Origin of the sequence: Nocardioides sp. PD653-B2 (assembly GCF_002117935.1) — a bacterium.
In the GTDB taxonomy this organism is placed as follows: Bacteria; Actinomycetota; Actinomycetes; order Propionibacteriales; family Nocardioidaceae; genus Nocardioides.
This window is the reverse complement of sequence record NZ_BDJE01000004.1, coordinates 24,339-39,556: the sequence shown is the minus strand read 5'-3', so window position 1 is coordinate 39,556 and position 15,218 is coordinate 24,339. Positions and strand designations below refer to the sequence as shown.

The window sequence follows — 15,218 nt, the reverse complement described above, 5'->3', positions numbered from 1 at the left end:
CTCAACACGCTCTAAATTAACAGTCTACAGGTCCTCGCCGACGCGGCGACGGTGCGCGCCGACGCTAGACAGGTCGAGAGAGCGACTGTAGACTGTCAGCAATCTTCACTCGCCCCGGACATCGGTCGACGTGACACGCCCGGACCCTCGCAAGCCGGAACGGAGCGCGCGGCCGAGAGGAGTTCACATGAAAGACGGAGCCGTCGTCTTCGATTCGGTCGTCCACGTTCACGACTTCCGGAACGAGGTGATGATCCACGACGACGCGAGGTTCCTTCGCGAGGCGACGCACGCCGACCTGGATGGGACGGCGAAGCGCGGACAGCGGGTCTCGCACGAGGCGGCGGAACGACCAGCCGAGATCGAGTGGGCCAATCGCGTCCTGTTCGAGGAGTCCGACACCGACTTCGCGATGGTGCAGACCGTCCCGCTGTTCTCCCTGTTCAAGGACGGGATGGCGCCCGCGCGCCTGGCGTACGAGCTCGTTCAGTCGGCTCCCGACCGGTATCTGTTCTGCGGCGGTGTGGACCCGCTGTATCAGGGCATCCGCGGGGCCCTCGACGAGATGGAGCGGCAGGCCACGGAGATGGGCGCGGTCAGCTTCAAGTTCTATCAGGCGCAGACGATGCGGAATTGGTGGTCTGCCGACGACATGCAGCTCGCGTATCCGCTGTTCGAGAAGGCCCAGGAGCTCGGGATCAAGCTCGTCCAGTTCCACAAGGGCCTCCCGCTGGGCCGCCAGCGCGTGGAGCACCTTCGCCCCAACGACATCCAGCAGGCGGCCTACGACTTCCCCGACCTCACCTTCGGAATCCATCATCTCGGCGACCCCTACGTCGACGAGACGATCAGTATCGCGGCACGCTTCGAGAACGTGGTCCTGGTCCTCCCCCTGCTCTTCAACCAGTACTTCGTCCAGCCCACGCCCATGCTCCACCGACTGGGCCAGGCGTTGCTTCATGTCGGGGAAGACCGTCTCTGTTACGGGACCGACGCATTCCTGTGGCCGGGGGTCCAGATGTACATCGACCTCATCGCCAACCTGGACATGCCCGAGAGCCTTCAGGACGAGTACGGCTACCCTCCGATCACCGCGGACACTCGACGCAAGATCCTGGGCGAGAACATGATCCGCACCCTTGGCGTGGACCTGGACGAACGCATCAACAAGCTGCGTGCCGGGACAGCACGGTGACGACGGCGGCCGGCCAGTCCGTCCTCGCCCAGGACACCGTTGCCGCCAACGTCGAGACGGAGCTGGAGAAGGTCCGTCAGCGGCTGCGCTCGCACGGGGGCGACCTGCGGCTTCTCGAGCTCACGCCCGAGGGTGAGGTGTCGCTCGAGTTCGTGGGTGCGTGTCGGGGATGCCCAGCCCTGGGCTTCACGTACTCCGCGGTCGTGCAGCCCGCCGTCGCCGGAGTCGCCGGCGTCGCCGAGGTCAGCTGCGGACATGCCCACCTCTCTCCTCATGTCGCCCGGCTAGTCGGCGAGCTGGCCCGGACCCCGAAGCAGTGAAGCGACCGGAGCCGTTCGTCCGGTCCGCCCTGTTGACCTTCACCACACTGGAGACGCTGTGAATACTGCAATCGCCTCCGACTCCGGCCCCAGGGCCGAGCGGATCGACGAACTCATGCTCATCGGCGGCAGCTGGCAAGCCGCGGAGGACGGCCGGACGCTCGAAGTCGAGGATCCGGCGACTCGGCAGTTCGTGGGATCAGTTCCCCGGGCATCCGCGGTCGACGTCGATGTCGCCGTGTCGAGTGCCCATCAGGCGTTCCAGCAGTGGCGGGATGTTCCCGGTCGCGAGCGAGGACGGATGCTCCTCGCGGTCGCTGACCTGCTGGAGCTCCACGCGGAGGAGATCGCCCGTGTTCTCGCGCGGGAGACGGGGAATGCGATCTCGCCTCAGTCTCGTCCCGAGATCAGGACCGCCGTGGATGTCTTCCGCTACTTCGGCGGCCTCGGCGGTGAGCTGAAGGGTGAGACGATCCCGCTGGGAAACCACGTGCTCTGCTACACCCGCAGGGAGCCGCTGGGCGTGGTGGGCGGCATCATTCCGTGGAACGGCCCGGTTCTCCTGGCGGCCGTCAAGATCGCTCCCGCGCTGCTGAGCGGAAACACCATGGTGCTCAAGGCGGCGGAGGACGCACCGCTGGCGGTTCTCATGCTGGGGCGGCTCTGCAACGAGGTCCTCCCCCCTGGCGTGCTCAACGTGATCACCGGTCTGGGGGAGGAGTGCGGTGCTCCGCTGGCGCAACACCCCCTGGTTCACAAGCTCTCGTTCACCGGATCCACGGCGGTGGGCAAGCAGATCATGCGGACGGCGGCAGACCGAGTGGTGCCGGTGTCGCTGGAGCTCGGGGGCAAGAGCCCGGTGCTCGTCTATCCCGACGCGGAGGACGATCCTCGACTGATCCCCGGCATCGTGACCGGCATGAGGTTCACGCGGCAGGGGCAGTCGTGCGTCGCCGGGTCTCGGCTCTTCGTGCATGAGTCCGTCTTCGACAGCGTGTTGGACCGGCTCGTCGAGAAGGTGGCCAGCATGCGTGTGGGCGATCCTCTCGACGATGACACCGACATCGGAGCCATCAACAACAAGAAGCAGTTCGAGACCGTATGCCGCTACATCTCCGAAGGCCTCCACGAGAGCCAGGTGGAGGTGCTGACCGGAGGCATGCCCGAAACGGACGGATCGCTCTCGAGCGGCTATTTCGTCCCGCCCACGATCTTCGCCAACGTTGCGCAGTCGTCTCGGCTCATGCGCGAAGAGATCTTCGGACCCGTGCTGATCGCGACACCATGGTCGGACGAGGCGGAGCTGATGCGCCTGGCCAACGACACGAACTACGGCCTGGCGGCCTACGTGTGGACCCACGACGTCGGCCGCGCGCTCCGGGCGGCGAACGATCTGGAAGCCGGATTCGTTCAGGTGAATCAAGCCCTCGGGCAGTTCCCTGGTCAGCCCTATGGCGGATACAAGGACAGTGGTCTCGGGCGCGAGTACTCCCTGGAAGGAATGCTGGAGAGCTTCACGCAGGTGAAGACAGTCACGGTCAATCTCGAGATGTGAATGCTGGAGGTTGCGCGACCTCAGCGATGTGAACAAGAAAGGGATTCAAGTGTCGATCTTCGCCCAGAGCTGGGAGGCCGCGGACGAGCCCGCGACCGGCGACATCTCGATCGCGCCCCCCGAGGAGCTGTCCGTGGACGTCTTGGTCGTCGGCGGCGGCGTCGGGGGTCTGATGGCGGCGTACCGGGCAAGGACGGAGGGCGCCAGGGTGGCGCTGCTGAGCGGCTCGAGCGGTGCCTCTGACCGGATCAGCAGCATGAACACCGCTCTCGGGTACGACGCCGACGACTCACCAGCCGCTCTCTTCGATGACATGTACCGTGCCGGCGGCTACGTCAACGACCCCTCGGTGGCGGCGGCACTCGCGCGGCGGATCGGACCTGAGGTCCTTGAGCTGGAACGCCTGGGCGTTCCCTTCCATCGCGCGGGAGAGCATCTCGCCAGGCGTCAGGCGGCGGGAAGCACCTCGACGCGTGCCGTCTACACGCTCGGCCTCGTGGGGGTCGACGTGGCCCGCACGCTGCTGCAGGTCCTCAGCGCGTCCGAGGGGAACTTCGTCCGCCTGGCCGGCGCCAAGGCCGTGGACCTGCTTCGGGACGACGACGGCCGCGCTGCCGGGGCCCTCGTCTATTCTCCCCGGGAACGACGCTGGCTGGTCGTCCATTCCGCCGCGGTGGTGTTGGCAACCGGTGGTGCTGGACAGCTGTTCGCCCGCACCACCAATCCCCGAGGCAGCGTGGGCACCGGCCAGGCGATGGCGCTGGAGATGGGTGCGCAGCTGGCCGACATGGAGTTCGTCTCCTTCGAGCCCTTCGTCACGAGCCGCGACACCGGTGCTGCGTGGCACGATCTTCCGACGACCGTCCTCCGCGAGGGTGCGCGCATCCGCAACGGGCTCGGCCAGGAGTTCCTCGACCTGGGCTCGCCACTGACCAAGGACATCATCTGCCGCGCGATGGTGCGCGAGGTGATGGAGGGTCGCGGGACTCCCACAGGTGGTGTTCTCTACGACATCCGGGAGATGGACCCCGAGGTCGTCGACCGGTACGTCCAGGTGAAGGAAGCCCTGCGCTCGTACGGTGTGTCCGCGAGCGCCGCGCAGTTCGAGGTCAGTCCGGCCCAGCACTTCTTGATGGGTGGAGTGAAGATCGACTCCACGGGCGCCACCACCGTGCCCGGCCTGTTCGCCGTCGGTGAGGTCGCGGCGGGAGCGCACGGTGCCCATCGGTTGGCGGCGGGCGGTGGCATGGAGGTCGTAGCAGGAGGTGCCATCGCCGGCCAGAATGCCGCGCGGTGCGGTCTGGACGCGGGACCGGGGGCGAGCGTCGCTCCGGCGAGTCCCCGCCCAGCCGTACTCGCAGCACCCCAGAGTGCCCGTTCGGAACGACTTATGACCAGGATCCGCACGGCCCTCGATCACGGGTGCGGGATCCTTCGCACGGGTGCGGCCCTCACGGAGACGGTGGCCGAGCTGTCCGAGATCCAGAGCGAGCTGACCGGCGCCGACGAGGACACGTTCCTGCTTCGCGGTACCCGTGTCGCCATGGCCGTCGCCGAGTCCGCTCGCCTTCGCGAGGAGAGCCGCGGAGATCATTGGCGAGTCGACTTTCCGCAGCGCGACGACGTCGAGTGGCTCTGCAACCTCGTGGCCACGCTCGACGACGACGGCAACGTGTCGGTCAGGCCGACGGCGCGAGCCTGAGGGCACACACGGACGGGGCGGGCGCCAGGAGCGCCCGCCCCGTCCGCGTATCGGGATCGCGGCGGTCCGTCAGCGGCGCAGAGGGCGACTGGTCAGCTCGCCATCGACCCTGCGGGTGATGCCGAGAGGGTTGGCGTCCTTCAGTGGCGCGGGAAGGGCCTCATCCGGGAAGTTCTGGTACGTCACCGGGCGTTGGAAGCGGCGGAGGGCAGTCCACCCGACGGACGTGTGCGCCGATGAGCTCGAACCCGGGTACGGGCCACCGTGGTGCATGCTGCCGGCCACCGTGACGCCCGTGGGGAACTGGTTCCAGATCAGTCGGCCCACCCTGCCTCTCAAGGTGGTGATCAGGTCGTCGACCTGGGGCGACTCGTCGGGCTGCGCATGGATCGTCGCCGTGAGACCCGACGGGAGCACGTCGAGGACCGCAGACAGCTCCTCAGATGAGTCATACACGGCGAGCACGCACGCGGGACCGAAGTGCTCGTCGAGCACCTGGGGCGTCGTGGAGACATCACGGGCGCGGAGAAGTGTCACGATGCCCGGAGCGGTGATCCCGTCGGCCACGGAGCCGCGCCAGACGCGCCCGGCTGGGAGCTGCTCGAGATGACGGTGGGCGTGATCGAGGAACCGCTCCCGGATCGATTCGCTTAGGAGGTAGTGGGGGGAGGCGTCGGAGGTGACCAGGTCCACCACGAGGTCCACGAACGCTTGGGTGTCAGCGCCCTGAGGCAGCAGGACGAGCCCGGGCTTGGTGCAGAACTGGCCCGCGCCGAGCAACACCGACGCGGCGAGTCCGCGCGCGATCTCGGGCGCGCGTGCGGCGAGTGCTGCCGGCGTCACGACGACAGGGTTGAGGCTGCCCATCTCGGCGAAGACGGGGATCGGGACCGACCGCTCCATCGCGAGCTCACACAGGGCCCTTCCTCCCGCCTCGGAGCCGGTGAAGCCGACGGCGCAGACGCCGGGGTGCAGCACCAGCCAGCGCCCCGGTGCGTGATGAGCCCCTTGCAGCAGGGAGAACGTGCCGCGCGGCAGTCCGAGGGCGTCGACGGCGTTCGCGATGGCGTAGGCCGTCAGCTCCGACGTCTCCGGGTGTGCCGCGTGGGCCTTCACGATCACCGGGCACCCGGCGGCGAGGGCCGAGGCGGTGTCGCCGCCCGCGACGCTGAAGGCCAGCGGGAAGTTGCTCGCACTGAACACGGCGACGGGACCGACGGGGACGGTCGTCCGCCGAAGATCCGGTGCCGGGGCGGGCAGCCCGTCCGGCTTGGGCGTGTCGATGATGACGTCGAGGTGGAGCCCAGCCCGGATGACCTCAGCGAACTGGACTAGCTGATCACACGTCCGTGCCCGCTCACCGAGGAGCCGGGCCCGGGGTAGCCCGGTCTCGCTCTCGGCCACGTCGATCAGGGCGTCGCCCAGCTGCACGATGTTGTCGGCGATGCGCTCCAGCAGATCCGCTCGCCTGCTGTCCGGAACCGCCGCGAGGTCGTCGAAGGCGTCGCAGGCCAGCGTGACAGCCAGGTCGACCTCGTCCTCGGTGGCGTCGGCGAACACGAGATCGCGGGGCCGTGCCGTACGCGGATCAACCGCGCGGAAGGGGCCATCCCCCCCGGCGCTGGCGACTCCACCGATGACGCTCGCACCCTGGGCGGACGTGGTCATCCTCGGTGCACCGGTTGCGCTATCCGCGATTGCGCCGTTCGAATGCTTCATACTCTGCCCTCGTTTCCTGGTTGGGGGGGTAGACGCCGATGATCGAGGCACCCGCACGGACCTTGTCCAGCAGGAAGTCCTCCAGACGTTCCTGCGCTTCTGCGGCGACGGCCACCTCCTCCGCCAGGTGCCGGGGGATGCACACCACCCCCTCGAGATCTCCCACGAGGACGTCACCGGGGAACACCGCAACGCCAGCGCACGCGATGGGGCGTTGGAAGTCGACGGCGTGGTGCATCGTCAGGTTCAGGGTGGCCGACGGGCCCTGAGCGAAGGTCGGGAAGGACATCGTCCGCAGTCGCGGCGAGTCCCGGAAGGAGCCGTCCGACACCACCGCCGCCGCTCCCAGCTGCTGCAGTCGGGTGATCAGGATGTCGCCTCCGGTCGCGGCGCGGGCCACTCCACGCGAATCCATGACGAGGACGTCCCCGGGACCGACCTGCTCGATGGCCGCGCGTTGCGGGTGCTCGGGGTTCTCGAACGACTCCAGCACGTCGAGATCCTCGCGGGCGGGGATGTACCGGAGCGTGACGGCGGTGCCGACGAAGTGGGCATGCTCGGGGTTGAACGGCTGCAAGCCGTGCAAGAAGGTGTTGCGAAAACCGCGCTTGAACAGTTGCGTCGTGAGAGTCGCGGTACTGACCCTGCCCAGGGCCGATCGGACCTCGTCTGCCAGCGGCGTCGTCTGCATGGCTGTTCTCCTTCGGTGACGTGCGTCGACCATACTGCAGACTGTTGACAATCGGCAAGCCGATCTCTACTGTGGGCGGCGCACACGTCGAACTGATACGAGAATGGATTCTGCATGTCTCACACGAGCGAACTCGCCGACTTCGCCGCAGGGCTCCGATACGACGATATCCCCGAGAGCGCACGGGCGATGGCGAAGCGCGTGACCCTGGACCTGGTCGGAGTAGTTCTCCCGGCGGTGCACTACGGCCCTGGACGCATCATGAACGACTACGTGCGAACCCAGGGCGCAGGACCCCGAGCGACCGTCATCGGCACCGACGTCGTGACCGCCCCCTCCTTGGCCGCGCTGGCGAACGGCACCATGGCGGCCGACATGGAGCAAGACGACGTCCACCCGCAGGCGGGGACGCACCCCAGCAGCATCTTCGTCCCCGCACTCCTCGGGGTGGCGGAGGACGTGAAAGCCACGGGCGAGCAGTGGATCACCTCGCTCGTCGTGGCCTATGAGGTCGGATCCCGCCTGAGCATCGCCATGGACCACGCCCGCTTGTACTCGAAGGGCTTCCATCCCACGGCGATCACCGGGACCTTCGGCGCGGCTGGCGCCGTCGCGACCATGCTGGGACTCGACTCCGCGGGCGTCAACAGCGCCATCGGGCTCGCCGGCTGTCAGGCCGCGGGTCTCATGACCTGGGAGATGGAGCAGGAGCACTTCACGAAGTCCTTCCAGAGCGGGGTGCCTGCCCGCAACGCGGTCACGGCCGGCGAGCTCGCCGCGTTGGGGTACCAGGGCGCCCTGGACACGCTCGACGGCAAATACAACGCCTTCGATGCGTTCTCCACCCACCGCGACTTCGAGCGACTGACCGCGGGACTCGGCGAGTCCTACGAGATCGAGCGGACCGGGTTCAAGTTCTACTCCGCGTGCCGGAACATCCACGCCACCCTCGATGTCGTTCTGGAGCTGGTCCAGGAGCACCAGTTCGAGGCCGAGGACGTCGAGTCCATTCACGTCTGGCTTCCTGAGACGTTGGCGCCGATCGTCGACAACAACGTGCTGACGACTCACAACCTCCAGTTCGTCGTCGCGGTGGCGATCTTCGACGGCGAGGTCGGGCGCGCCCAGACCAGCGCGGAGCGCCGCATCGACCCCGACGTCCAGGCGCTGGCCTCGCGGATCACGCTGCGCGCAGATGCGGAGCTGCAGAAGATCTTCCCCGAGCACTGGCCCACCCGCGTGCACCTGACGCTCAAGGACGGTCGGCGCTTCGAGGTCGAGAGGGAGGACCCTCGTGGAAACGCGGCCCGGCCAGTGACCGACGGCGACATCGAGGAGAAGTTCATCCGGATGGCCAGCCAGACCCTGCCCGCCGCCGAGGTGCAGTCGGTCCTCGCTTGTGTGCAGAAGCTGGAGACCCTGTCCTCGATGCACGAGCTGACTGCACTTCTCCGCACCAGCTCTCGGTCCCAGACCGGCGAGCCGTCGCAGCGCCTCGCGCGCCGATGAAGAGGAGACCGCCCCCGATGACTCAAGCCACCGCCTCTCTTCCGCTGGACGGCATCCGGGTCGTGGATGTCACCCGAGCGCTGTCGGGTCCCTTCTGCACGATGCTTCTCGGGGACCAGGGTGCCGAGGTGATCAAGGTCGAGCGGCCGGGCGTTGGGGACGACACCCGGCACCAGAGCAATCCGATGGTCGGCACGGAGAACAGCGCGTTCCTCGCTGTCAACCGCAACAAGAAGAGCATCGAACTCGATCTGAAATCCGACCGGGGAGCTGACCTCGCCCGTCAGCTCATCGCACAAGCGGACGTCTTCGTAGAGAACTTCCGTCCCGGAAAGGCGGACGCCTTGGGTCTCGGCGCAGCAGACATGTTGCGTCTGAACCCGCGCCTCGTCTACTGCTCCATCTCCGGATGGGGGGGAGATGGGCCCTACGCCGACCGAGGTGGGTATGCGTCCACCGCGGAGGCGCTCGGAGGACTGATGAGCGTGACGGGGGAGCGCGGCCGAGGACCGGTGAAGGTCGGGGTCTCCATCATCGACAACCTGACGGGCCTCTACGCCAAAGATGCCATCACGGCCGCACTGCTCGAACGTGAGCGCACCGGAAAGGGCCAGAAGCTCGAGACGTCCCTGATGGAGAGCACCGTCTCCATCCTGAGTCTCACCGCATACGCGTGGCTCATGGGGGGCCACGTCGCCGAACGCTGGGGCTCGGAACACGAGTGGCATGTGCCCTGGAAGAGCTTCGAGACGACTGACGGGCACGTTGTCATCGCGTGCAGCAGCGAGGCGCAGTGGACAAAGATCTGTGAGGCCCTCGACGCTCCGGAGCTCCGTTCCCACCCACACTTCTCCACGATGTCGTTGCGCAAGCAACACCGGGACGAGCTCTACGCAGTGCTGGATCCCATCATGCGGGAACGCTCGACAGAGGTCTGGATGGCGAGGTTGTCCCAGACTGGCGCAGCGGCGGCTCCCATCAACACGATCGACCAGGTATTCCAGGACCCACAGGTGTTGCACCGCGACATGGTCCAGAAGGTCATGCACAGCACGGTCGGCGAGATCCCCCAATTGGGACACGCCCAGAAGTTCTTCGGCTCACCGCTCCAGATTCGCCTGCCTCCGCCGGTGCTGGGCGAACACACCGGGGAGGTTCTGGGGAAGATTCTCAATATTGGAGAAGCGGAAATCGAAGAGCTGCGCACGCTCGGCGTCATCGGTCCCGCCATGGCTTGAGAATCCGCGGAGCTGAACTGTTACCAACTAGTGGAGGTGTCATGCGTCGTTTCGAGAACAAGGTCGCATTCATTACCGGGGCTGCCCGGGGGCAGGGGCGCAACCACGCGGTTCGACTGGCCGAGGAGGGCGCCAGCATCATCGCTGTGGACATCGCATGCCAGATCGACTCCGTCCCGTATTCGTTGTCGTCGGCGTCCGACCTCGACGAGACGGCCCAGTTGGTCAAGGCCGTCGGGGGGCGCATCGTCGTTGCTGAGGCCGACGTGCGCGACTCGGCTGCGCTGGAGCGTGCCGCGGAGATGGGGGTCGAGGAGTTCGGCCGGCTGGACATCGTCGCTGCCAACGCGGGGATCTTCTCGAGTGGTCCGTCGCACGAGCTGACAGAGGAAGCGTGGCGCGACATGATCGACGTCAACCTCACCGGCGTGTGGAAGACGACCAGGGCGACGATTCCACACATGTTGGCCGCCGGGAATGGAGGATCGATCACGATCACGAGCTCCGTTGCCGGCCTGAAGGGGTCGCCGAATGCCTCTCACTATGTCGCCGCCAAGCACGGGGTCGTGGGTCTGATGAGATCCCTAGCCAACGAACTGGCCCAGCACATGATCCGCGTCAACACGATCCACCCGACGCAGGTGGACACGGCAATGCTCCAGAACAGTGCGATGTACAGGCTGTTTTGTCCTGATATCGAGGCTCCGACGCGAGAGGATTTCGCGCCCCGCTCGCAGAATCTCAATGCGTTGCCGATTCCCTGGGTCTCCAAGTCCGACATATCGAATGCGCTGCTTTTTCTGGCCTCCGATGAGGGACGCTTCATCACCGGGGTCACGCTTCCGGTGGATGCCGGAGCAGACGTTGCGCTCGGATTCTAGGTGACGACGGCATGAACAGCGGGCTCGAGGTCGAACACTTAGAGGGCCATGTGGCCTCGATTCAGGTACGTCGACCGCCGGTGAACGCTCTGTCCAGCACGCTGATCATCGAGCTTGGTGCACTGCTCGACGACCTGCTGACGGCCGGGGACGCTCGGGTCGTCATCTTGTCAGGGCACGGCGGCCGGTTCTGTGCCGGGTTCGACATCAACGAGCTCCTCGCTTCCGACCCGCGCGGAGCGATTGCTCGGAACAGTCCTCTGATCGCCGTACTGCAACAAGTGGAGGACTACCCGCTTCCGGTGATCGCGGCGATCGAGCGCTACGCGCTCGGCGGCGGGTGCGAGCTCGCCATGGCGTGTGACGTGCGCGTGTCAGCCAGCGACGCCTTGATCGGACTTCCGGAGATCAATCTCGGCGGTCTTCCTGGCCTCGGGGGAATGCAGCGCATGGCGAGACTCGTGAGCCCGGGGAAGGCGAAGCAGCTCGTCTTGACCGGCTCCTCCATCACGGGCGAGGAAGCCTGGCGCATCGGCCTCGTCGATGAAGTGACCGAGCCCGGAGGTGCCCTGGGGAAGGCCTATGAACTCGCGAAGGTGATCGCGTCGCGCGCCCCGCTCTCGGTTCGGGCAGGCAAGCGTGCGATCAACGCCGGCCGGACGCTCCCCACGGCGGCCGCCATCGCTCTGGACCTGGAGGCGATCGGCGCGATCAGTGTCACCGAGGATCGGGCGGAGTCCCTGCGGGCCTTCGTGGACAAGCGCGCCCCCACGATCGTCGGTCGATGATGCGCCACGGGGTCGTGTCCAGGTTGTCCTGCGAGCGGCCCTCCACCGAGTAGAAACGTGCCGCGATCGCCGTTCTGCGGGCACGGGCCAGTTGTCCGACGACCCCGAGTCCGCGCTAGGAGGGAAGGACGCGAAGCGCTGCAGTGCTCTGCCGAATGCGGAGTTGATACGGCAGTACCTGGGAAGCGGGCACGGGGCGACCGTTGAGCATGTCCACGATCATCTGAGTGGCAAGGGAGCCGAATTCCCACACGGGGAAAGTGATGCTGCTCAGTGCTGGCTCGACCATCTGAGACAGCGGGCTGTCATCACACCCCATGATGGCGACCTGGTCGGGAATCGTGAGGCCGGCCTCTTTGAGGGCGCGCATGGCACCGAGAGCCGCGTAGTCACTGAACGACATGATCGCGTCGAAGGAGAGTCCCGCCCGCAGCGCACTTTCCACTGCCTGTTGGCCTCCGTCGATGCTCAGGTCGCTGGGCATGACCAGGCTTTCGTCATAGGTGATCCCGGATTCCTCCAAGCCCGCGCGGTAGCCGGCCAGCCGCTCTTGGTGGATCAGCCACCCGGGTTGCCCGCCCAGGCATGCGATGCGGCGGCGGCCACCGGCCACGAGGTGCAGGACAGCGGCCTGGATGGCACCTCGGTCATCTGCGCCGATCGAGGGGTAGGACAGCCGGTGGGGGCCGATGGCGACGACCCGGGCCTGCTCATGCAAGCGGTCGGCCAAGTGGGTGTCGCCGTCGACACCGCCACCGGTCAAGATGACTCCGTCGACCCTCTTCTCGTCCAGCAGGTCGACGTAGGTGAGCTCCTTCGAGGCGCTCCGGTCGGTGTTGCAGAAGATCACCGTGTAGCCGTGCTTCATGGCAGTGTCCTCTGCCCCACGAGCGATCTGGTGAAAATACGGATTACTGATATCAGGAATCATCAGTCCAATGGTTTGACTGACTTTCTTGCGCAGCGCGATGGCCATCGAGTTGGGCTTGTAATTGAGCTCGCGCGCGGCCTCGAAGACGCGAGCCTTCGTGGCGTCGGAGAGCAGGTCCGCCTTGTAGTTGAGAACGCGCGAGACCGTCGTGGTCGAGACCCCGGCCAACGCCGCGACCGTCTTGACCGTAGGACGCGCCGTTAGGACGGCGGGCTCCGCAGGCGCTGGCGGGAGTGGCGAGGTGGTGGCCTCGCCGGGCGACTCGGCTGCCCCCTCGTCGGGCTCCCTAACGTGCGGGTTCATGCAGTCGAGCCTATCCGATGCGTCGGCAGTGAACAATCGATTGCGTTCGTTTGTCGAGCCCGCTACGGTGAGACCCTCTTCCTGAGTCTGGAGGCCTTGTGGCGAGTGCAGAACTGAAGTTGTTGTCCGGGATCCGTGTGCTGAGCTTCACCCATTTCATGCTGGGGCCTGCGGGAGTTCAGTATCTGGCGGACATGGGTGCAGATGTCATCAAGGTGGAGCCTCCGCGGCGCGGTGCCTGGGAGCGGAGCTGGGCAGGGGGCGACACGTTCCCAGGAGGCGAGAGTGCCTTCTTCATGCTGGCGAACCGCAACTGCCGCAGCATCACGCTGGACTTGAAGACCGAAGCCGGGCAAGAGGTGGCACGTCGCCTCATGAGTGAGGCTGACGTGATCGTCGAGAACTTCCGGCCGGGAATTCTCGCGCGATTCGGCCTCGGCTACGAAGAAGCAAAGAGAATCAAGCCTGACATCATCTACGCGTCGGGAACGGGCTATGGCGCAGAAGGGCCGTACCGCGACCTGCCTGCGCAGGATCTCTTGATCCAGGCGATGTCCGGGCTTGCCTCGGTGACGGGTCGCGAGGGGCAGGCACCGGTACCGAGTGGCGTCGCGGTCGTTGACCAACACAGTGCGGTTCTTCTCGCCATGGCGGTTCTGGCCGCGCTGGTGCACCGCGAGCGCACCGGTGAGGGGCAGCGCCTGGAAGTGATCATGCTGCTGGCTGCCCTGGACCTCGGAGTCGAGCCGATCGTCTATTCGCTCAACGGCGGAGAGGTGAAGGTCCCGAAGGAGCGCCTGGGTTCGGCGTACCACGCTGCGCCGTACGGGATCTATGAGACGCTCGACGGACATGTAGCGGTGTCCGTCTCCCCCGTGAAGCTGGTACGGGCCGCATTCGACGGCGCCGAGGAGCTGGCCCAGTTCGAGGACCCGGCGATTGCCTTTGAGCGACGCGAGGACATCAGGGCGGCGCTGGACCCGCACTTCCGTTCCCGCAAGACAGGCGACGTCGTCAAGCTCCTTCGGGAACACGGGGTGTGGTGCACTCCGGTCCAGGACTACGACGAGGTGTTCGACGATCCCGCTGTGGTGAGCTTGGATCCGTTGATGGAGATCGACCACCCGCGAGCCGGGAAGGTCAAGCTCTTGAAGCACCCGGTGCGCTACAGCTCGGGAGAGCCCGCCGTTCGTTACCTACCGCCCACTCTGGGCGAACACACCGCATCCGTACTTGCGGAAGCCGGTTACACCGAAGCCGAGATCGCTTCGCTCGAAGACTCAGGTGTGGTGTAGCCCGGTGAGCGCCCGCTCGCAGACCCCCGCCGCGTGAGGAAGGAAGCCGTGTCCGCTGAATTGACTCTCGAGGTGACGGATTCCGTAGCGATCCTGACGCTGAGGAACCCTCCACTAAACCTCCTCACCTCCGAGCTCCGTGAGGCCCTGACCGACCAGGCGGGCCGGATCGCGGCCAACCGCGAGATCCGAGCCGTCGTTCTCGCCGGGGGAAGCTCGGCCTTTTCTGCCGGGTCGGACATCCGCGAGTTCCCGCCCGACGCACAGGCGGGCCTCGAGCTGGCCCGGCGAGAACATGCGTGCTGTCAGGCGATCGAGTCGATGCCCCAGCCCGTGGTCGCCGCCCTCGAGGGCCATGTCCTGGGTGGAGGTGTCGAGCTCGCCGTGGCGTGCGACTTGAGGGTCGCCTCGACCGAGGCGGTGTTCGGGCTACCGGAGGCGCGGCTGGGTGTGTTCCCTGGAGAGTGTGCTGCGTCGCTGCCGCTCCTCATCGGACCGTCTCGGGCCAAGTGGCTGATGCTGATGGGCGAGCCTGTGGCAGCGGCTGAGGCGCACCGTATCGGGTTGGTCGACGAGCTGACGGCGCCCGGGTCAGCCCTTCAGCGTGCCGTCGAGGTCGCGAACGTCATCGCTGCGAATCCTGCTCTGGCGGTCCAAGCCATCAACGCAGCGGTCGATGCCGCTGTTCACGGGTCGGCCGAATCGCGGAGAGCCGAGGACGAGCAGACGATGTCCAGCATGTTCGAGTCGTACGACGCGCGCGAGGGTGTCCAGGCTTTCCTCGACAAGCGGCCTCCGGTGTTCCGTCACCACTGAGCACTCCTGTCCCACCGCGGTGGTGCGGCGGATCGCCGCTCCTGTCAGCCAGGGCTGGTGGACAGGGCTCGCCCGTGGTCTCTGCTCCGGCAGGCGCGCCATATCGTCGACCAGCGGGCTCACGGTGCCGACGGGGTCCAGCCCAGTGTCGGCAGCACCTGCTCGACCACGCCGCTGAGCAGGGCTATGTCGGAGTCGACACCCTGCAGGTCGGGGAGGGCCAGCAGGAGCCAGTCGGCGGCAGCCACTGCGGGGGCCGCGGGAGAGCCGCTCAC

General features: G+C 66.7%; 14 protein-coding genes. 10 read left to right on the top strand and 4 right to left on the bottom strand.

Annotated elements, in window-relative coordinates; all coding sequences use genetic code 11:
- The first annotated feature begins 250 nt into the window (after window positions 1–250).
- Genes PD653B2_RS00925 through PD653B2_RS00910 form a run of 4 tightly spaced genes read left to right on the top strand, consistent with a single transcriptional unit; the run spans window position 251 to window position 4,772 of the window.
- Window positions 251–1,195, top strand: a complete 945-nt coding sequence (locus PD653B2_RS00925; RefSeq protein ID WP_207559296.1) for an amidohydrolase family protein — start codon at window positions 251–253, stop codon at window positions 1,193–1,195.
- Entirely contained in the window at window positions 1,192–1,515 is a 324-nt protein-coding gene (locus tag PD653B2_RS00920; protein WP_085870448.1) for a NifU family protein, read from the top strand. The genes PD653B2_RS00925 and PD653B2_RS00920 overlap by 4 nt, the downstream gene beginning before the upstream one ends.
- Before the next feature lie 58 nt (window positions 1,516–1,573).
- Window positions 1,574–3,070 carry an aldehyde dehydrogenase family protein gene (locus tag PD653B2_RS00915; protein ID WP_242665071.1) on the top strand — a complete coding sequence of 499 codons (1,497 nt, stop codon included), beginning with the start codon at window positions 1,574–1,576 and terminating at the stop codon, window positions 3,068–3,070.
- Between the two features lie 49 nt (window positions 3,071–3,119).
- Complete coding sequence (locus tag PD653B2_RS00910; RefSeq protein WP_085870447.1) at window positions 3,120–4,772, top strand: FAD-binding protein; 1,653 nt, start codon at window positions 3,120–3,122, stop codon at window positions 4,770–4,772.
- Window positions 4,773–4,841: 69 nt separating this feature from the next.
- Here PD653B2_RS00910 and PD653B2_RS00905 read toward each other — a convergent pair whose 3' ends face one another.
- Window positions 4,842–6,542: an aldehyde dehydrogenase (NADP(+)) gene (locus PD653B2_RS00905; RefSeq protein WP_133058921.1), complete on the bottom strand. Its 1,701-nt coding sequence runs from the start codon at window positions 6,540–6,542 to the stop codon at window positions 4,842–4,844.
- Window positions 6,460–7,182, bottom strand: a complete 723-nt coding sequence (locus PD653B2_RS00900; protein WP_085870445.1) for a ribonuclease activity regulator RraA — start codon at window positions 7,180–7,182, stop codon at window positions 6,460–6,462. The genes PD653B2_RS00905 and PD653B2_RS00900 overlap by 83 nt, the downstream gene beginning before the upstream one ends.
- A 114-nt stretch (window positions 7,183–7,296) precedes the next feature.
- On the opposite strand from PD653B2_RS00900, the gene PD653B2_RS00895 reads away from it, so the two are divergent.
- The 4 genes from PD653B2_RS00895 to PD653B2_RS00880 are packed head-to-tail and all read left to right on the top strand — an operon-like array spanning window position 7,297 to window position 11,598.
- Window positions 7,297–8,691 (top strand): MmgE/PrpD family protein, encoded by a 1,395-nt coding sequence (locus tag PD653B2_RS00895; RefSeq protein WP_085870444.1) that lies wholly within the window; start codon window positions 7,297–7,299, stop codon window positions 8,689–8,691.
- 17 nt (window positions 8,692–8,708) lie between these two features.
- Window positions 8,709–9,929 carry a CaiB/BaiF CoA transferase family protein gene (locus tag PD653B2_RS00890; protein ID WP_085870443.1) on the top strand — a complete coding sequence of 407 codons (1,221 nt, stop codon included), beginning with the start codon at window positions 8,709–8,711 and terminating at the stop codon, window positions 9,927–9,929.
- A 41-nt stretch (window positions 9,930–9,970) separates the two neighbouring features.
- Entirely contained in the window at window positions 9,971–10,810 is an 840-nt protein-coding gene (locus PD653B2_RS00885; protein WP_085870442.1) for a mycofactocin-coupled SDR family oxidoreductase, read from the top strand.
- 11 nt (window positions 10,811–10,821) lie between these two features.
- A complete protein-coding gene (locus tag PD653B2_RS00880; RefSeq protein WP_085870441.1) occupies window positions 10,822–11,598 on the top strand; it encodes an enoyl-CoA hydratase/isomerase family protein in 777 nt (258 codons plus the stop codon).
- A 115-nt stretch (window positions 11,599–11,713) separates the two neighbouring features.
- On the opposite strand, the gene PD653B2_RS00875 is transcribed toward PD653B2_RS00880, so the two are convergent.
- A complete protein-coding gene (locus tag PD653B2_RS00875) occupies window positions 11,714–12,832 on the bottom strand; it encodes a LacI family DNA-binding transcriptional regulator (RefSeq protein ID WP_133058922.1) in 1,119 nt (372 codons plus the stop codon).
- Between the two features lie 98 nt (window positions 12,833–12,930).
- Between PD653B2_RS00875 and PD653B2_RS00870 the strand changes: the two genes are divergently transcribed.
- Together PD653B2_RS00870 and PD653B2_RS00865 are read left to right on the top strand one after the other, a co-directional pair.
- Window positions 12,931–14,127 carry a CaiB/BaiF CoA transferase family protein gene (locus tag PD653B2_RS00870; RefSeq protein ID WP_085870439.1) on the top strand — a complete coding sequence of 399 codons (1,197 nt, stop codon included), beginning with the start codon at window positions 12,931–12,933 and terminating at the stop codon, window positions 14,125–14,127.
- 48 nt (window positions 14,128–14,175) lie between these two features.
- Window positions 14,176–14,943: an enoyl-CoA hydratase/isomerase family protein gene (locus tag PD653B2_RS00865; RefSeq protein WP_165763277.1), complete on the top strand. Its 768-nt coding sequence runs from the start codon at window positions 14,176–14,178 to the stop codon at window positions 14,941–14,943.
- 119 nt (window positions 14,944–15,062) lie between these two features.
- On the opposite strand, the gene PD653B2_RS24675 is transcribed toward PD653B2_RS00865, so the two are convergent.
- The gene (locus tag PD653B2_RS24675) at window positions 15,063–15,218 is read right to left on the bottom strand and encodes a hypothetical protein (protein WP_165763276.1); all 156 of its coding nucleotides are present in this window, start codon (window positions 15,216–15,218) and stop codon (window positions 15,063–15,065) included.